This window comes from Streptomyces recifensis (assembly GCF_002154615.1).
Taxonomy (GTDB): Bacteria; Actinomycetota; Actinomycetes; order Streptomycetales; family Streptomycetaceae; genus Streptomyces; species Streptomyces griseoluteus.
This window is the reverse complement of record NZ_MUNH01000037.1, coordinates 1-17,304: the sequence shown is the minus strand read 5'-3', so window position 1 is coordinate 17,304 and position 17,304 is coordinate 1. Positions and strand designations below refer to the sequence as shown.

General features: G+C 70.4%; 15 protein-coding genes. 11 read left to right on the top strand and 4 right to left on the bottom strand.

Annotation, left to right across the window (positions count from 1 at the left end; genetic code table 11):
• From CCN33_RS02500 to CCN33_RS02485, 4 genes are all read left to right on the top strand, one after another.
• On the top strand, nucleotides 1-746 hold a 746-nt coding region (locus CCN33_RS02500), incomplete at its 5' end, for an ABC transporter permease (protein WP_086690592.1).
• Entirely contained in the window at nucleotides 719-1,474 is a 756-nt protein-coding gene (locus CCN33_RS02495) for an ABC transporter ATP-binding protein (RefSeq protein ID WP_086690590.1), read from the top strand. The genes CCN33_RS02500 and CCN33_RS02495, both read left to right, overlap by 28 nt.
• A 65-nt stretch (nucleotides 1,475-1,539) precedes the next feature.
• Nucleotides 1,540-2,553 (top strand): ABC transporter substrate-binding protein, encoded by a 1,014-nt coding sequence (locus tag CCN33_RS02490; RefSeq protein WP_208621639.1) that lies wholly within the window; start codon nucleotides 1,540-1,542, stop codon nucleotides 2,551-2,553.
• A gap of 16 nt (nucleotides 2,554-2,569) precedes the next feature.
• A complete protein-coding gene (locus CCN33_RS02485) occupies nucleotides 2,570-3,727 on the top strand; it encodes an LLM class flavin-dependent oxidoreductase (protein WP_086690586.1) in 1,158 nt (385 codons plus the stop codon).
• A gap of 39 nt (nucleotides 3,728-3,766) precedes the next feature.
• On the opposite strand, the gene mltG is transcribed toward CCN33_RS02485, so the two are convergent.
• Both mltG and CCN33_RS02475 read right to left on the bottom strand, forming a co-directional pair.
• On the bottom strand, nucleotides 3,767-4,645 hold the full coding sequence (mltG, locus tag CCN33_RS02480) for an endolytic transglycosylase MltG (RefSeq protein ID WP_086690584.1): 879 nt from the start codon (nucleotides 4,643-4,645) through the stop codon (nucleotides 3,767-3,769).
• 82 nt (nucleotides 4,646-4,727) lie between these two features.
• A complete protein-coding gene (locus CCN33_RS02475) occupies nucleotides 4,728-6,530 on the bottom strand; it encodes an ABC transporter ATP-binding protein (protein ID WP_086690582.1) in 1,803 nt (600 codons plus the stop codon).
• 115 nt (nucleotides 6,531-6,645) lie between these two features.
• Between CCN33_RS02475 and CCN33_RS02470 the strand changes: the two genes are divergently transcribed.
• The 5 genes from CCN33_RS02470 to CCN33_RS02450 all read left to right on the top strand — a co-directional run bounded on the left by CCN33_RS02470 (nucleotide 6,646) and on the right by CCN33_RS02450 (nucleotide 11,959).
• Nucleotides 6,646-7,092, top strand: coding sequence for a MarR family winged helix-turn-helix transcriptional regulator (locus CCN33_RS02470; RefSeq protein ID WP_086690580.1), 447 nt, complete (start codon nucleotides 6,646-6,648; stop codon nucleotides 7,090-7,092).
• 209 nt (nucleotides 7,093-7,301) lie between these two features.
• On the top strand, nucleotides 7,302-9,161 hold the full coding sequence (locus tag CCN33_RS02465; protein ID WP_086690578.1) for an ABC transporter transmembrane domain-containing protein: 1,860 nt from the start codon (nucleotides 7,302-7,304) through the stop codon (nucleotides 9,159-9,161).
• Nucleotides 9,158-10,939 carry an ABC transporter ATP-binding protein gene (locus CCN33_RS02460; protein ID WP_086690576.1) on the top strand — a complete coding sequence of 594 codons (1,782 nt, stop codon included), beginning with the start codon at nucleotides 9,158-9,160 and terminating at the stop codon, nucleotides 10,937-10,939. The genes CCN33_RS02465 and CCN33_RS02460 overlap by 4 nt, the downstream gene beginning before the upstream one ends.
• Nucleotides 10,940-11,182: 243 nt before the next feature.
• Nucleotides 11,183-11,653, top strand: coding sequence for a DUF5709 domain-containing protein (locus CCN33_RS02455; protein WP_086690596.1), 471 nt, complete (start codon nucleotides 11,183-11,185; stop codon nucleotides 11,651-11,653).
• 42 nt (nucleotides 11,654-11,695) lie between these two features.
• Nucleotides 11,696-11,959 carry a type B 50S ribosomal protein L31 gene (locus CCN33_RS02450; protein WP_086690574.1) on the top strand — a complete coding sequence of 88 codons (264 nt, stop codon included), beginning with the start codon at nucleotides 11,696-11,698 and terminating at the stop codon, nucleotides 11,957-11,959.
• Between the two features lie 17 nt (nucleotides 11,960-11,976).
• Here the strand turns inward: CCN33_RS02450 and CCN33_RS02445 are convergent, their stop codons facing one another.
• Complete coding sequence (locus CCN33_RS02445) at nucleotides 11,977-12,771, bottom strand: metal-dependent hydrolase (RefSeq protein WP_086690594.1); 795 nt, start codon at nucleotides 12,769-12,771, stop codon at nucleotides 11,977-11,979.
• Between the two features lie 145 nt (nucleotides 12,772-12,916).
• On the opposite strand from CCN33_RS02445, the gene CCN33_RS02440 reads away from it, so the two are divergent.
• Both CCN33_RS02440 and CCN33_RS02435 read left to right on the top strand, forming a co-directional pair.
• Nucleotides 12,917-15,430, top strand: coding sequence for a DEAD/DEAH box helicase (locus CCN33_RS02440; RefSeq protein WP_167387747.1), 2,514 nt, complete (start codon nucleotides 12,917-12,919; stop codon nucleotides 15,428-15,430).
• A 19-nt stretch (nucleotides 15,431-15,449) separates the two neighbouring features.
• Nucleotides 15,450-16,316 (top strand): acyl-CoA thioesterase, encoded by an 867-nt coding sequence (locus tag CCN33_RS02435; protein WP_086690570.1) that lies wholly within the window; start codon nucleotides 15,450-15,452, stop codon nucleotides 16,314-16,316.
• Here CCN33_RS02435 and CCN33_RS31790 read toward each other — a convergent pair.
• Nucleotides 16,303-17,304: DUF6397 family protein (locus CCN33_RS31790; RefSeq protein ID WP_086690568.1), on the bottom strand; the 1,002-nt coding region annotated here is incomplete at its 5' end. The genes CCN33_RS02435 and CCN33_RS31790 overlap by 14 nt on opposite strands.

Here is a 17,304-nt window from a genome sequence, read left to right as displayed (position 1 = left end):
TGCGCCGCACCACCGGCCCGCTCGCCCTCCTCGTGCTGTGGCAAGTACTCAGCGCCACCGGCGCGTTGGCACCCGATGTACTCGCCTCACCGGGACGGATAGCCCAGGTCGCCGGTGACCTGATTGCCGACGGTTCGCTGCCCTCCGCGATGGGCATCTCCCTGCGACGGGTCGCCGCCGGACTGCTCCTCGGCACCGTCACCGGCACCGGACTCGCCCTGGTATCGGGGCTGTTCCGCATCGGCGAGGACGTGGTCGACGCGCCGGTGCAGATGCTGCGCACCGTGCCGTTCGTGGGACTGATCCCGCTCTTCATCATCTGGTTCGGCATCGGCGAGACCCCCAAGATCGCCATCATCACGCTGGGCGTGACCTTCCCGCTCTACCTGAACGTCTACGCGGGCATTCGCGGCGTCGACAGCCAACTCATCGAGGCGGGCGAGTCGCTGGGGCTCTCCCGCTGGGGTCTCGTCCGTCATGTGGTGCTGCCGGGGGCCCTGCCCGGCGCGCTCACCGGTCTGCGCTACTCCCTCGGCATCGCCTGGCTCGCGCTGGTCTTCGCCGAACAGGTCAACGCCGACTCCGGCATCGGCTTCCTGATGGTCCAGGCCCGCGACTTCCTGCGGACCGACGTGATCGTGGTCTGCCTCATCGTCTACGCCTTCCTCGGCCTCCTCGCCGATTTCATCGTCCGTTCCCTCGAAAGGCTGTTGCTGCGATGGCGACCGACGTTCACGGGCCGCTGAGCCCTACGACCACCCCGGTCGCCCACGCCGTCCACGTCGAGGGGCTGACCCGCGCCTTCGACGGCCGAGCCGTCATCGACGACCTCCATCTGGACCTGGCGCCGGGCGAGTTCGTCGCCCTCATCGGCCGCAGCGGTTGCGGCAAGTCCACGCTGCTCCGGGTGCTCGCCGGGCTCGACCGGGACATCGACGGCACGGTACTGGTCCCCCGCCGCCGCGCGGTCGCCTTCCAGGCGCCCCGGCTCATGCCCTGGAAGCGGGTGTGGCGCAACGTCCTGCTGGGTCTGCCCGGCAAGCCCGAACGCGCCCTGGCCGAGCAGGCGTTGGAGGAGGTCGGGCTCGGCCACCGGGTGAACGCCTGGCCCAAGACGCTCTCCGGCGGCGAGGCCCAGCGCGTCTCCCTCGCGCGTGCCCTGGTCCGCGAGCCCGATCTGCTGCTGCTGGACGAGCCGTTCGGCGCACTGGACGCGCTGACCCGGATCAACGCCCAGCGTCTGGTGGGCGAGTTGTGGCAGCGCCGGGGCTGCGCGGTCCTCCTCGTCACGCACGACGTGGAGGAGGCCGTACTACTCGCCGACCGCGTCGTGGTGATGGACGGCGGCCGCATCGCGCACGAGCAGCGCGTCGAACTCGACCGGCCCCGCGAACTCACCGACCCCCGCTTCGCCGCGATCCGCGCCGATCTGCTGGCCCGCCTCGGCGTCACACCGGCGGCCCACGCGGCCTGACACTCCCTCGTTTCCTCACCCCACGACCCTCGCACCGTGACCTCCGCACCATGAACGGAACCTTCATGCGACGACACCTGGTCCCCGCAGCGCTGCTCCTCCCCCTGACCCTCCTGCTCACCTCCTGCGGAGGGGACTCCGCCGCCGACACGGGCGCGCGAACCGACGGCTCGGGCTCCGTCACCCTCTCCGTGGGCGACCAGAAGGGTGGCTCCGAGGCCATCCTGCGGGCAGCCGGGGAGCTGAAGAACCTGGACTACCGGATCAAGTGGTCGACCTTCACCTCCGGGCCACCCCTGCTGGAGGCGGTCAACGCCGGGACCGTGGACGTCGGCGGCGTCGGCAACACCCCGCCCGTCTTCGCGGCGGGCGCCGGCTCCAAGATCTCGGTGGTGGCCGCCTGGCACGGCAGGTCCCGAGGCGACGCCGTCCTCGTCCGCAACGACTCCAGGCTGACCAGTCCGAAGCAGCTCAAGGGCAAGTCCGTGGCTGTCGCCCAGGGCTCCTCCGCCCACTACCAACTGGTCGCCTCCCTTGAAGCCGCCGGGCTCCGGCTGAAGGACATCAAGGTCAAGTACCTTCAGCCCGCCGACGCGCTCGCCGCCTTCAACTCGGGCAAGGTCGACGCCTGGGCGGTCTGGGACCCGTACACCTCGCAGGTTCTCCAGGCCAGGCAGGGCCGGGTGCTCACGACCGGCGACGGCGTCACCAACGGCCTCTCCTTCCAGGTCGCCTCGCCCGCCGCGCTGCGGAACTCCAAGAAGGCCGCCGCCGTCAAGGACTACCTGGCCCGGCTGCGGCGCGCGCAGGACTGGGTGCACGGCCACCAGGCGGAGTGGGCCAAGGTGTGGGCGAAGGACACCGGTCTGCCGTACGACGTGGCGCTCGCCTCCGTACGCCGCACCAACGCCACCCGTGTCGCCGTCGCCGTGGACAAGCCGCTGGTTGCCTCCGAGCAGCGCATCGCCGACACGTTCACCGAGCTGAACCTCATCCCGAAGAAGGTCGACTTCGGCGATTTCGTGGACCCGCGCTTCAACGGCGACCTGCCGCCCTCCACCACTCCGGCCAAGCACTGACACGGGAGGCCCCCTCATGACCGTACGACTCCACTGGTTCCTGCCGACCGGCGGCGACGGCCGCACCCTCGTCGACCGGCACGCCTACGGCTCCAACATCGGCCGCGAGACCCGCGGTCTGCGCACCCCCGACATCGAGTACCTGGCACAGATAGCCAAGGCGGCCGAGCAACTGGGCTTCGAGGCGGTGCTCACCCCGACCGGTACCTGGTGCGAGGACGCCTGGCTGACCACGGTGGCCCTTGCCCAGCACACCGAACGCCTGAAGTTCCTGGTCGCCTTCCGTCCCGGCCTGCTCTCGCCCACCCTGGCCGCCCAGATGGCCGCGACCTACCAGCGCCTCACCCGCGGACGGCTCCTGCTCAACGTCGTCACCGGCGGCGACTCCGCCGAACAGCGCCGCTTCGGCGACCACCTCGACCACGACCGGCGCTACGAACGCACCGACGAGTTCCTGTCCGTCGTACGCGGCGTCTGGCAGGGCGAGCCCTACGACTTCCACGGCGCCCACTACGACGTGGACGGCGGCCTGACCTCCCTCCCACCGGACCCGGTGCCGGAGATCTTCTTCGGCGGCTCCTCCCAGGCTGCCGGTCCAGTGGCCGCCCGCCACGCGGACGTGTACCTGACCTGGGGCGAGCCGCCGGCCCAGGTGAAGGAGAAGATCGACTGGATTCGGTCACTGGCCGAGCGGGAGGGGCGCACGGTCCGGTTCGGTATCCGGCTGCACACCATCTCCCGCGACTCCTCGGCCGACGCCTGGTCGACGGCGAACCGGCTCCTCGACGACCTCGACTCCGACACCATCGCCGCCGCCCAGGCGGCCCTGGGACGCAGCGAGTCGGTCGGCCAGCGGCGCATGCTGGAACTGCACGGCGGCTCCCGCGACCAGTTGGAGATCTACCCCAACCTCTGGGCGGGCGTCGGACTGGTCCGGGGTGGCGCGGGGACCGCCCTGGTCGGCAGCCACGCGGAGGTCGCCGACCGGATCGAGGAGTATCACTCCCTCGGCGTCGAACACTTCGTCCTCTCCGGCTATCCGCACCTGGAGGAGGCGTACTGGTTCGGCGAGGGCGTGATCCCCGAGCTGGCCGCCCGCGGGCTGCTGTCCCCCGACACCGCGTCCCGGGTCACCGGGCGCCCGGCCCCGCTCCTGGTCGCCCGCGGCCGCTGACCCCTCCGCGCCGCGCTCACGCCTGGCCGCCCCGGCCGCTCACCGGGGCGGCCGGGTGACCGGACTGTGGCTCCCGGACGGCGTGCCCGGCCGGGTCTGTGCCTTGTGCTGAGCGTTGAAGTCGGCCACGTTCCGCAGGTGCTGGGTGTAGTCGGCGGTGAAGCGTGTGTCGCCGGGCTTGACGGTGACGAAGTACAACCAGTCCCCCTTCGGCGGGTTGGTCACCGCCCGCATCGCATCCTCGCCGGGGTTGTCGATCGGCGTCGGCGGCAGCCCCATGCGCTGGTAGGAGTTGTACGGGCTCTCGATCCGGGTGTCGTTGATGCTGGTGTGGATGGTGTTGCGCTTCAGGGCGTAGTTGAGGGTCGAGTCCATCTGGAGCGGCATCCCGCGCTCCAGCCGGTTGAAGACGACGCGGGCCACCTTCCCCATGTCGCTCTTGTTGGCCGCCTCGGCCTGCACGATGCTCGCGACGATGACCGCCTCGTAGACGTTCATCGCGTTCCGCTGCGCTCCGGCCGCGACCGGTGCGCCGTTGAACCTTCGGTTGGCCGTCTCGACCATCTGCCGGAGCAGTGATTCGGCGGTGGTGCCGTCGGTGAGGGTGTAGGTCGCCGGGAAGAGGTACCCCTCCGGGTTGCCCTCGGCGGCGGACTCCAGCTTGAGCCCCGCCTTGGCAACGGTCTTCTGGGCGCTGCCGGGCGGCAAGGCGAGCGCCTTGTCGATCGCGTCGTAGATCTGGCTCGCACGCCAGCCCTCCGGGATGACCAGGGTGGTGGGTTCGTCGTCCCCGAATCCGCCCAGGCTCAGCGGCACCACCACTGCGGTGCCGGCCAGGACGGCGCCGACCCCGACGAGGGCGAGCCTGCCCCGGCGCGTCAGGCGCATCATGCTCCGTGACCGAGTCTTCGTCTGCATGCGGGCACGGTAATACGCATATGACCGTAAACCCGACATATCTTCAGCTTGTCGGCTCTTGGTCGCCCGTCATGACGGCACGTCAGCCGGTCGGTTCGAGCTGAGCGTCCCGGCGCACCAGTGCCGCGTAACGTCCGTCGCGCTCCAGCAGTTCGTCGTGCGTACCCAGTTCGGCGACCCGGCCGGAGTCGAGGACGGCTATCTGGTCGGCGTCCCGGACGGTCGAGAGCCGGTGGGCGATGGTGATCGTGGTCCGGTCGGCCGACAGGGCGTCGATCGCGCCCTGGACCGCCGCCTCCGTGCGGGTGTCGAGGGCGCTGGTCGCCTCGTCGAGTATGAGGACGGGCGGGTCGCGCAGGATGGTGCGGGCGATGGCCAGACGCTGTTTCTCTCCACCGGAGAACCGGTGTCCCCGTTCGCCGACGACCGTGTCGTATCCGTCCGGCAGGGCGGTGATGTGGTCGTGGATCTGGGCGGCGCGGGCGGCCGCGTGCAGTTCGTCGTCTGTGGCGTCGGGCTTGGCGAAGCGGAGGTTGTCCGCGACGGAGGCGTGGAAGAGGTAGGTCTCCTGCGCGACGACGCCGACCGCGCGGGCAAGGGTGTCGAAGTCGAGGTCGCGCACGTCCACCCCGTCCACGGTGACGCGGCCTCCGGTGACGTCGTACAGCCGGGGCACCAGGCAGCCGAAGGTCGACTTGCCGGCACCGGTCGGCCCCACCACGGCGAGACTCCCCCCGGCGGGCACGGTGAGGTCGATACCGTCGAGGACCGGGCCGCTCTTGTCGTCGTAGCGGAACTCGACCCCCTCGAAACGGACCTCACCCTTCACCTCGTCGAGGTGGACGGGGTCCTCGCGCTCGGTGATGTCTATGGGCAGGTCGAGGTACTCGAAGATGCGCTGGAAGAGCGCGAGGGACGTCTGGAGCTGGACGCCGGTGGACAGCAGGCTCACGGCGGGCCGGAACAAGCCCTGCTGCAGCGAGACGAAGGCGACCAGCGTGCCCAGCGAGACACCGGGGCCGCCGAACTGGAGGGCCAGACCCGCAGCCCAGTAGATGAACGCGGGCATCGCCGCCATGACGATGGTGATCACAGCCATGCGCCAGCGGCCCGCCATGCTCGCCCTGACCTCCAGATCGACCAGGCGCTCGGACTCTTCGGCGAAGCCGGCGGTCAGCGAGTCGGAGCGGCCCATGGTGCGGCCGAGCAGGATGCCGCTGACCGACAGCGACTCGGTGACGGTGGCGGCCATGACGGCCATCTGTTTCTGCCGCCGGGTGGTGATCTTCTTGCGCTCGTCCCCGACCCGACGGCTGATCCACACGAAGACCGGGAGCAGGACCAGCGAGACGAGTGTGAGCCGCCAGTCGAGGGCGACCATCGCCACGATCGTGGCGACCACACTCGTGGTGTTGGAGACGAGAGAAGTGGCGGTGGAGGTGACGGTCGCCTGCATTCCGCCGATGTCGTTGGCGATGCGGGACTGCACCTCGCCGGTGCGAGTGCGGGTGAAGAAGGCGAGGGACATCCGCTGCAGGCGGCCATAGACGGCGGTGCGCAGGTCGTGCATGACGCGCTGGCCGACGGTGGTCGAGATCAGTGTCTGGAGGACACCGAAGACGCTGGAGAGGACCGCGCTAAGGATCATGCCGAGCGCGAGCAGGCTCAGCAGCCCGGTGCGGCCCTGCGGGATCGCGACGTCGAGGATCTCGCGCAGGAGGAAGGGCGTGGCCACCGAGACCAGCGAGGAGGCGCCGACCAGCAGGCCGACGACGGCCAGCCGGCCACGGTAGGGACGGAAGAGTTTGAGGATGCGGCGCACCTGCCGGGGCTGTTCCCTGGTGTCGGGTGGCGGCGTCCAGGACGTTTCTCGTTCGGGGTGCAAAGGACTCCTAGGAAAGCGAGAAGGGCCGGACCGACGGACGGCCGACTCTGGCTCATTGAGCATAGCTCATTGTTACCTGTACTCACAATGAACGGGGTCCTGATATTGTTCCCCCATGTCGACCCCAGATCCCGAGGGCGTGCTCGCCGAGCAGTTGCTACGGCTGACCCGCCGGGTGCACCGCATCCAGAAGCGCCACCTCGAATGGCGGGAACTCGGCATCACTCCCGCCCAGTCCCGCCTGCTGCGCACCCTCGCGCACTACGACTCGCCGCCGCGCATGGCCGACCTCGCCCAGCGTCTCGAAGTGGTGCCGCGTGCGGTGACGACCCTGGTCGACGGCCTGGAGGCGCACGGCAAGGTCCGCCGGGTGCCGGACCCCTCCAACCGCAGGGTCACCCGGATAGAGCTGACGGACGAGGGCCGCGCCACCCTGAGCGAATTGCACGGAGCACGCCGTTCCGCGGCCGAGGAGATCCTTGCCCCGCTGACCGAGAAGGAGCGGCAGGTACTCGGAGTCCTGCTGGACACCCTGGTGGACGGCGACACCCCGAAGCGGTGAATCCTCCGCCCGGCTCCTCCGCCGGGCGCCCGGCGCCCCACCGGGCGTAGCGGGGCGGCGCCGCGTGGCCGGAACCCGGTGCGGGTCGTGCCACACCGGAGAAAACCGTTTGAAATTCACCTCCGCGCAAGGCGAACCTTTCACGGCTTGCCGCCGCCTCCGGGTGTCGCCGCAGCATGCCCTTCCCTGCCACGAGCCACTGGGACGCCATGCAGATCCAAGACCTTCCGTACTCAGATCCAGGCGTACCCGACGCGCGGTCCGGCCCCCGCCTGCTGTGGTGGCTCGGCCGCAACCAGTTGGGCGGCCAGTGCAGAGCACTGCTGTGGGGCATGCTCCACTTCGCCTCGGTCTGCGCCCTGCCCTTCTGCGTCGGCCTGGCCGTTCAGGCGGCCGTCGACCGATCCCCCCGCCGACTCGCCCTGACGGGCGGTCTGATGCTGTTGTGCGGCACGGCGATCGCGGTGGGCGACACCTTCCTGCACCGCGCCGCCGTCACCAACTGGATCACGGCGGCCGCACGGCTTCAGCAACTCCTGGCACGCAAGGCCGCTTACCTCGGCTCCGCACTGACCCGACGGGTCGCGGCCGGCGAAGTGGTCACCGTTTCCACGGGTGACGTGGAGAAGCTCGGATGGTTCGTCGAGGCGGTGTCCCGCTTCACCGCGGCCGCGCTGACGGTCGTGGTGGTCTGCGTCGCACTGCTCGTCTACCAGCCGGCTCTCGGCGTCGTCGTCGCCGTGGGCCTGCCGATGGTCGCGCTCGCGGTACTTCCACTGCTGCCCAGAGCCACCAGTCGCGCCGACGTTCAGCGCGAGAAAGCCGGCCGCGCCACCGAACTGGCCTCGGACACCGTGGCCGGACTGCGGGTGCTGCGGGGCATCGGCGGCGAGGACCTGTTCCTCGACCGCTACCGCCGTGCCTCGCAGGAGGTGCGCCACGCCGCGGTGCGCAGCGCCCGGATGTGGTCGGTCATCTCGGCCCTCCAGGTGCTGCTGCCGGGCCTGCTGTTGATCGTGGTCGTCCTGCGCGGCGTCCAACTGGCCCGCGAGGGCCGGATCACGGTCGGCGAGCTGGTCACCGTCTACAGCGCGGTCATGATCGTGAACTATCCACTGCGGCACTTTCAGGAGATCGCCATGGCGTACTCCTTCTCCCGGCCCTCCGCCCAACGGGCCGCGCGGGTGCTGTCGTTGGAACGCCTCACGGACGTCGAGGGCTCACGCGCGACCGAGCTGCCGGGTGGCGACCTGTTCGACCCGGCCACCGGTCTGCGCGTCCCCGCGCACAGGTTCACTGCCGTGGTGTGCGGCGACCCCGACATGGCAGGGCGCCTCGCGGATCGCCTGGGCGGCCACGCACCCGAGCCCGGCCTGTCGGTCCTGCTCGGCGGCGTGCCGCTGGACGAGCTTTCTCTCGACCAGGCCCGCACCGCCGTCCTGGTCCAGGACAAGGACCCGGTGCTGCTGTCCGGCACCCTGCGCGAACTCCTCGACGTCCCCGCCTCCGGCACCGTCCGTGCTGAGGACGCCCTGGCGGCCGCCCAATGCGCGGACGTACTGGACGCCCTGGTGCAAGGGTCGCTGGACGTGTCCGATCCGATGGACGCACGGATCACCGAGCGCGGACGCTCTTTGTCCGGCGGCCAGCGCCAGCGTCTCGCCCTGGCCCGCTCCCTCGTCGCCGATCCAGAGGTCCTCGTCCTGGACGAACCGACCTCCGCCGTGGACTCGCACACCGAGGCGAGGATCGCGGACGGGCTGCGCCGGCTGCGCTCCGGCCGTACGACCGTGGTGCTCACCTCGTCACCGTTGCTGCTGGACCGTGCCGACGAGGTCGTCTTCCTCCACGAGGGCGAGGTCGTGGCAACCGGCAGGCACCGCGAGCTGATCGGCACCGAACCCCGGTACCGCGCAGTCGTGACGCGCGAGACCGAGGACGAGCAGCGCGAGGCAGCCGCCATGGAAACCGCAGCCCCACCTCCCCCGCAGGAACGACCGGACCTCTCCGAGGGAGCCCCTCTGCTGGGCGCTCTCGAACCGCTCGAAGAGATCGAGGAGAGCGCATGATCGGCGTAGCGCCGCCGGCCTACGACCCGGCGGCCCCGACGACCGCCACCACCTTGCCCGTCGGCGCGGCGTCGACCGTGCGCGACTATGTGGCGGAGCTGTTCCGGCGTCACCGTCGGGCCTTCCTGCTGCTCATCGGCGTCAACACCGTCGCGGTCGTCGCCTCCATGGTGGGTCCGTACCTGCTCGGCGGCTTGGTCGAGCGCGTCGCCGACCGGGCTTCCGATCTTCGACTCGGCCTGACCGTCGGTCTCTTCGTGTTCGCGTCGACGGTGCAGGCGCTCTTCACGCTGCAAGTGCGGCTGCGCGGCGCGATGCTCGGGGAGCAGATGCTGGCCGATCTGCGCGAGGACTTCCTCGTCCGTTCGGTCCGGCTGCCACCGGGTGTGCTGGAACGCGCCGGGACGGGCGACCTGCTGTCCCGCATCACGACCGACATCGACCGTCTCTCCAACGCCATGCGAGAGGCCGTCCCCGAGCTGGCGATCGGTGTCGTGTGGGCGCTTCTGCTGCTCGGCGGCCTCGTCGTCACGGCCCCGCCGCTCGCGGCGGCCGTCCTCCTCGCGGTGCCGGTACTGGTGGCCGGGTGCCGTTGGTACTTCAAGCGCGCCCCCTCCGGGTACCGCTCGGAGGCCGCCGGATACGCGGCCGTCGCCGCCTCGCTGGCCGAGACCGTGGACGCCGGCCGCACCATCGAGGCCCACCGCCTCGGCGCCCGCCGCGTCGCTCTCTCGGACCGGCGCATCAGGGAATGGACCGCGTGGGAGCGGTACACATTGTGGCTGCGCTCGGTGTTGTTTCCCGTGATCAACGCCGTTCACATCATCGTGCTCGGTTCCGTCCTCATGGTCGGCGGTGTCTTCGTCCTGCGGGGCTGGATGGACGTGGGGCAGCTCACCACGGGCGCGCTGATCGCCCAGATGCTGGTCGACCCGATCAATCTCATCCTGCGCTGGTACGACGAGGTGCAGGTCGCCCAGGTGTCGCTGGCCCGGCTCGTCGGGGTACGGGACATCGAGCCGGACGCCGGTGACGCGTCGCTGGTGCCGGACGGGCGGGACGTGGACGCCGACCGGGTGCACTTCGGCTACCGCGAGGGCGTGGACGTGCTGCGCGATGTCTCCCTCCGGGTCGCGCCGGGCACCCGGCTGGCCCTGGTCGGCCCCTCGGGCGCGGGCAAGTCCACGCTGGGCAGATTGCTCGCCGGTGTCTACGCACCTCGGGACGGCCATGTCACCCTGGGCGGCGCGGAGCTGTCCGGGATGCCGGCCGAGCGCGTCCGTTCGCATGTCGCCCTTGTCAACCAGGAGCACCACGTCTTCGTCGGCTCCCTGCGCGACAACCTTCTGCTGGCCCGCACCGAGGCACGCGATGCCGAGCTGTGGGCGGCACTGGGCGCGGTCGACGCGGGCACCTGGGCGGGTGCGCTGGACGCGGGGCTGGACACCGAGGTCGGGTCCGGTGGTCTGCCGCTGACCCCGGCGCAGGCCCAGCAGATCGCGCTCGCCAGGCTGGTGCTGGCCGACCCGCACACGCTGGTGCTGGACGAGGCGACCTCGCTCCTCGATCCGCGCGCCGCCCGCCACCTGGAGCGTTCGCTGTCCCGTGTCCTCGACGGGCGCACGGTGGTCGCCATCGCACACCGTCTGCACACCGCCCATGACGCCGATGTGATCGCGGTCGTCGAGAACGGCCGCATCAGCGAGCTGGGCAGCCATGACGAACTGGTCGCGGCGGACGGAGCCTATGCGGCGCTCTGGCGCTCCTGGCACGGCTGAGGGCCGGTCCACCAGGTCGGCACGGAACCGGGTGGCGCGGCGGGTCGCCGGCCGCCTCTCCCCCGCTGCCCGGCGTTGCCGTTGCGCGGTCCCGAATGGGGGTGGAAGGCTGGATGAAGGCACCGGGCCAGGAAGCCGGGGGACGGTTTCCCGGCCGCTCCGTGGGACGGCCGGAGCGCGTGTGCCGGTGGGCCCGCGCCCGTTTTCACGGCGTCGGGTCGTGCTGACCGGATGGAGGTCCACGTGAGCAGCGCCGACGGATGGGGTGACGACGTCTACCAGCCCGACCCCGATGAGATCCCGGAGGATTTGGGGATGCTCGACGTCGAGGACACATTGGACTACGACGGTGTCGGTGATTCCCTCGACCGGGGCTGGTCCCCTCCCGAACGGCCCTGGGCGGTCGAGCACACCGGGGTGACGGCGGCGGAACGCGCGGCCGGCGAGACGCTCGACCAGCGGCTCGCGGAGGAGGTGCCCGATTCGGCCGGCCTCGACGGCGACGGTCTCGGCGACTCCGGGGCCACCGACGGCGAACTGCTGGACAACGAGGTCGGCCTCCGCCGTTCCGGTCGCCTGGTGGCTCCCGACGAGGGCGTGCACGAGGACGACGAGAGCGCGCTCGTGGCCACGGACGTCGGCATCGACGGCGCCGCCGCCTCCGCCGAGGAGGCCGCCGTCCACATTGTCGACGACAACCCCCTTCCCGGCTGATCCGGAAGCCTCCCGTCCCACCGACTTGTGCGAGGAGCCGCCATGCAGCAGGACAAGCAGCCCGCCTACCGCCCGGTCGTCTTCCGCGACCGCTCGGCCGGCTACGCCTTCCTCACCCGGTCCACCGCCAGCAGCGAGCAGACCATCGAGTGGGACGACGGCGAGATCTACCCGGTGGTCGACGTGGAGATCTCCTCGGAGAGCCACCCCTTCTACACCGGCAAGGCCCGCACCCTGGACAGCGAGGGCCGCATCGACCGGTTCGAACGCCGGTACGGCGGGCAGCGCCCGGACGCGAGCGCCTGACGAACTCGTGCGGGGACTCAGATGAAGTTGAGCGCCGCCGCGCCGCCCACCCCGCCGAGCAGCATGAACGCGGGCATCAGCACCCGCAGCTCGACCCAGCTCCCCGCCCGGAAGCGCAGCACCTTCGGGGGCCCGACCGGGTACCAGCGCTTGCGGCCGACGGGGATGGGCCACAGGACGGGGCAGCCGGAGACGGTCAGCGCGTCCCCGATGTCGTGGACCAGGGCGCCCAGCACGACCGGCAGGCCCAGCCACATGTACGCCTGGCCCGGATCGCTGAACAGCCAGTCGGCGCCCTGGCCCGGCTTGTCCAGCATCCCCGCCAGAATCCAGGCGCTGGTCGCCGCGAGCAGCCAGACCAGCACATCGCTGCTGGAACCACGCGCCGCCCGCCACAGCAGGCCCTCGATGGCCAGCACCATGTGCACGAACAGGATGGCCAGGACGCCCCAGCGGCCACAGGTGATCGCCACTGCAGAACTGCCCACGCCGATCAGGACCGCCCACAGCCAGGTGTGCGTGAGCGTGCGGTGCCCGCCCGTGCGGCGCGCGTCGCCCGGCTTCCGGGTGGCCTTGTAGACGGCGTACGACAGCTTGTCGACGATCTCGCAGATCCAGCGGGACACCGGTCCGAAGGCCCGTGAGATGGTGGCCGCCTTGTGATCCAGATCGGGGGCGAGCGCGGCACCCGCACAGACCAGGGAACCCACCAGCAGGACCGGCCAGGGCATCGGGTACCCGAAGGCGGCGGCCGCCGCCCCGACACCGAGCCAGGCCGCGGCCCCCGACAGTGAGTGTGCTGGTCCCATCATGGCCGTGTCCCGCCCCATTGCTCGTGTGCCGCTGTCCAGTTGACCTGCGGTGCTGATGATCCGTCGGCGACACAGCGTAGCCTCCATGATCTTGACGCCCGCAGCCGATTCCCCCGTTGACGGCATGGGCAGGCAAGATGGGGGCGTGACCCTCATCGATCAGCTCCCGCGGCCCGCCGACCCCGACGCCCTGTACGAAAACTTCGAGTCGTGGGCCCAGGATCGCGGCCTCACCCTCTATCCCCACCAGGAGGAGGCGCTGATCGAGGTGGTGTCCGGGGCGAACGTGATCGTCTCGACGCCCACCGGTTCCGGCAAGAGCATGATCGCCGCCGGCGCGCACTTCGCGGCGTTGGCCCGCGACGAGGTCACCTTCTACACCGCTCCGATCAAGGCCCTGGTGTCGGAGAAGTTCTTCGAACTGTGCAAGATCTTCGGCACCGAGAACGTGGGCATGCTGACCGGCGACGCCTCCGTGAACGCCGACGCGCCCGTGATCTGCTGCACGGCCGAGGTGCTGGCGTCCATCGCGCTGCGGGACGGCAAGGACGCTGACATCGGCCAGGTCGTGATGGACGAGTTCCACTTCTACGCGGAGGGTGACCGGGGGTGGGCCTGGCAGATTCCGCTGCTGGAACTGCCTCAGGCTCAGTTCATCCTGATGTCGGCCACGCTCGGTGACGTGTCCTTCTTCGAGAAGGACCTCACCCGGCGCACCGGGCGCCCCACCGCGGTCGTCCGTTCGGCGACCCGCCCGGTACCGCTCTCCTACGAGTACCGGCTCACCCCGCTCACCGAGACGCTCACCGAGCTCCTGGAGACCCGGCAGGCTCCGGTGTACATCGTGCACTTCACGCAGGCGCAGGCCGTGGAACGGGCGCAGGCGCTGATGAGCATCAACATGTGCACCCGTGAGGAGAAGGACCGGATCGCCGAGCTGATCGGCAACTTCCGCTTCACCACCAAGTTCGGCCAGAACCTCTCCCGCTACGTACGGCACGGCATCGGCGTCCACCACGCCGGCATGCTGCCCAAGTACCGGCGCTTGGTGGAGAAGCTGGCCCAGGCCGGTCTGCTGAAGGTCATCTGCGGCACGGACACTCTCGGCGTCGGCGTCAACGTACCCATCCGCACCGTGCTGTTCACCGCCCTGACCAAGTACGACGGCAACCGCGTCCGTACACTGCGGGCCCGCGAGTTCCACCAGATCGCGGGACGGGCCGGCCGCGCCGGATTCGACACCGCCGGGCTCGTCGTCGCGCAGGCTCCCGAGCATGTCATCGAGAACGAGAAGGCCCTCGCCAAGGCGGGAGACGACGCGAAGAAGCGCCGCAAGGTGGTGCGCAAGAAGGCTCCGGAGGGCTTCGTCGGCTGGACGGAGAACACCTTCGAGAAGCTGATCGCGTCCGAGCCCGAGCCGCTGACCTCGCGGTTCCGGGTGACGCACACCATGCTGCTGTCCGTGATTGCCCGGCCGGGCAACGCCTTCGAGGCGATGCGCCATCTGCTGGAGGACAACCACGAGCCGCGCAAGCAGCAGCTCCGGCACATCCGCCGCGCGATCGCCATCTACCGCTCGCTGCTGGACGGCGGCATCGTCGAGAAGCTCGACAAGCCGGACGCCGAGGGTCGCATCGTCCGTCTCACGGTGGATCTCCAGCAGGACTTCGCGCTCAACCAGCCGCTGTCCACCTTCGCACTGGCGGCCTTCGAACTCCTCGACCCCGAGTCGCCGTCCTACGCACTCGACATGGTGTCCGTCGTCGAGTCCACCCTGGACGATCCGCGTCAGATCCTCGCCGCCCAGCAGAACAAGGCGCGCGGTGAGGCCGTGGCCCTGATGAAGGCGGACGGCGTCGAGTACGAGGAGCGCATGGAGCGGCTCCAGGACATCAGCTACCCCAAGCCGATGGAAGAGCTGCTCTTCCACGCCTACGACACCTACCGCAAGAGCCACCCCTGGGTCGGCGACCACCCGCTGTCGCCGAAGTCGGTCGTCCGCGACATGTACGAGCGCGCCCTGTCCTTCACGGAGCTGGTCTCGCTCTACGAGCTGGCGCGCACCGAGGGCATCGTGCTGCGGTACCTCGCCAGCGCCTACAAGACCCTCGACCACACCATCCCGGACGACCTCAAGTCCGAGGATCTCCAGGACCTCATCGAGTGGCTCGGTGAGATGGTCCGCCAGGTCGACTCCAGCCTCCTGGACGAGTGGGAGCAGCTCGCCAACCCGGAGGTGATGACCGCCGAGGAGGCCCAGGAGAAGGCCGACGAGGTGAAGCCGGTCACCACCAACGCCCGCGCCTTCCGCGTGCTGGTCCGCAACGCCCTCTTCCGCCGCGTGGAGCTGGCCGCCCTCGACCAGGTCGACGAACTGGGTGAGCTGGACGGCGACTCCGGCTGGGACGCGGACGCGTGGGGCGAGGCCATGGACAAGTACTGGGACGAGTACGAGGACCTCGGCACCGGCCCCGACGCCCGCGGCCCCAAGCTGCTGGTGATCAAGGAGGAGCCGCAGGACAAGCTGTGGCGCGTCCGTCAGATCTTCGACGACCCGAATGGTGACCACGACTGGGGCATCAGCGCGGAAGTCGATCTCGCCGCATCCGACGCGGAGGGCCGCGCCGTCGTCCGTGTCACCGATGTCGGTCAGTTGTGAGCACAGGAGAAACCCACCGATGACGAATCCGGCCGAGAGCCTGGTCGATCTGCTCGACCTGGAGCAGATCGAGGTCAACATCTTCCGCGGCCGCAGCCCGCAGGAGTCCCTCCAGAGGGTCTTCGGCGGCCAGGTCGCGGGCCAGGCGCTGGTCGCCGCGGGGCGCACCACGGAAGGCGACCGCCCCGTGCACTCGCTGCACGCGTACTTCCTGCGTCCGGGCCGGCCCGGCGTGCCGATCGTGTACCAGGTGGAGCGGGTCCGTGACGGACGCTCGTTCACCACGCGCCGGGTCACGGCTGTGCAGCAGGGCCGCACGATCTTCAATCTGACCGCCTCCTTTCACAAACCCGAGGAAGGACCGTTCGAGCACCAGCTCCCGCCCGCCCGTGTGGTGCCGGACCCGGAGTCCCTGCCGCCCGTGGCCGAGGAGATCCGGAAGCATCTGGGCGCGCTCCCGGAGCAGTTGGAGCTGATGGCCCGCCGCCAGCCCTTCGACATCCGTTATGTCGACCGGCTGCGCTGGGACGCCGAGGACATCGACGGTGCCGAGCCGCGCAGCGCGGTGTGGATGCGCGCGGTCGGTCCGCTCGGCGACGATCCGCTGGTGCACACCTGCGCGCTGACCTACGCGAGCGATATGACCCTGCTCGACGCGGTCCGCATCCCGGTCGAGCCGCTGTGGGGTCAGCGCAATTTCGACATGGCGTCGCTGGACCACGCCATGTGGTTCCACCGTCCGTTCCGCGCCGACGAGTGGTTCCTGTACGACCAGGAGTCCCCGATCGCCATCGGCGGCCGCGGCCTGGCCCGGGGGCGCATCTACGACGTGCACGGGCAACTGCTCGTGTCGGTCGTCCAGGAGGGCCTGTTCAGGTCCCCCTAGTGGGATCGCCGGCCGGGGCGCTCCGGGGGTTTCTGCGACGCAGCCAGGCCCGCAGCCCCCGGGGCGGTCGCGCCGTGGTGACACCGGGCCCGGGGCCGTTTCGTGGCAACGGCGCGGAGACCGGGATGTCGGAGCGTGCTCGCGCCGTGGCGATGTCGACCGGTGCTGCCGGGGCGGAAGGTCGCGGTACCGGCAGTGCGGGCACTCGCCGTACGCGCGGTCGTCGCGCGGCGTGATCCCGCTGGCTCGGCACTGGTGAGGACGTGGGCCAAGGTGCCCGTGTCGCTTCCAACTGCCGCGTCAGATCCGCACTCAGCCACCCGATCTCGTCCGCGTCCTGCGCGGTCATGATCTGCTCGCCGAGCAGCGCGGAAGGGGATCCGGGGGCGCCGTGCTCGGGCAGGTTCGGCTTCAGGCGGTCCAACTTGGCCCGCTCACAGGGCACTTTGACAATCGCCGCGATCTCGTCGCTCGGCAGGAAGGCGGCAATGGCTCCGGCTCGCGCCCACGGGTCGTCGGCCTGCCGCAGCAGGAACCCGAGGTGACGTCCCCGCCAGTTCCTCGGGCGCAGATCGAGCCCGGCCGTCAACTGGCTCCTGAGTGTCTCGGGCGTCCTGCCCGTGATCAGATCGGCGTGCTCACCGTTCGCCACGAACTCCCGCAGTTCCTCGGCCAGGTACAGCCACACCACGGCTCGGTACCGGTTGAGGTAGAAACGCACCGGCACCAGCAGTCCCAGTCGGGCGAGCCTGGCGAACCTGCCTTCGGAGACGCCCATGAGTGAGGCGCCCTCCTTCGTGCCCACGACCCTCACTCGCTCGCGGAGCGTCTGGGGAAAGCCGGGCTGCGCCTGGAGGCGGGCGATCTCGGTCCGGGCGACTCGTCGGCCGCCGCTCGCCCCGCCGGACACGATGCGGATGCGGCCCAGCGCGACGGCCAGGTCGAACTCGTAGCGCTTGAGGCCCAGTTCCCGAGCCGCGCGGCTCGG

Bases quoted from the DNA above. Each gene is read 5' to 3' on its own strand.
- CCN33_RS02445 (WP_086690594.1), bottom strand. From the start codon at position 12,771: ATGATGGGACCAGCACACTCACTGTCGGGGGCCGCGGCCTGGCTCGGT.
- mltG (WP_086690584.1), bottom strand. From the start codon at position 4,645: ATGCAGACGAAGACTCGGTCACGGAGCATGATGCGCCTGACGCGCCGG.
- CCN33_RS02435 (WP_086690570.1), top strand. From the start codon at position 15,450: ATGACGAATCCGGCCGAGAGCCTGGTCGATCTGCTCGACCTGGAGCAG.
- CCN33_RS02490 (WP_208621639.1), top strand. From the start codon at position 1,540: ATGCGACGACACCTGGTCCCCGCAGCGCTGCTCCTCCCCCTGACCCTC.
- CCN33_RS02495 (WP_086690590.1), top strand. From the start codon at position 719: ATGGCGACCGACGTTCACGGGCCGCTGAGCCCTACGACCACCCCGGTC.
- CCN33_RS02450 (WP_086690574.1), top strand. From the start codon at position 11,696: ATGCAGCAGGACAAGCAGCCCGCCTACCGCCCGGTCGTCTTCCGCGAC.
- CCN33_RS02470 (WP_086690580.1), top strand. From the start codon at position 6,646: ATGTCGACCCCAGATCCCGAGGGCGTGCTCGCCGAGCAGTTGCTACGG.
- CCN33_RS02485 (WP_086690586.1), top strand. From the start codon at position 2,570: ATGACCGTACGACTCCACTGGTTCCTGCCGACCGGCGGCGACGGCCGC.
- CCN33_RS02465 (WP_086690578.1), top strand. From the start codon at position 7,302: ATGCAGATCCAAGACCTTCCGTACTCAGATCCAGGCGTACCCGACGCG.
- CCN33_RS02460 (WP_086690576.1), top strand. From the start codon at position 9,158: ATGATCGGCGTAGCGCCGCCGGCCTACGACCCGGCGGCCCCGACGACC.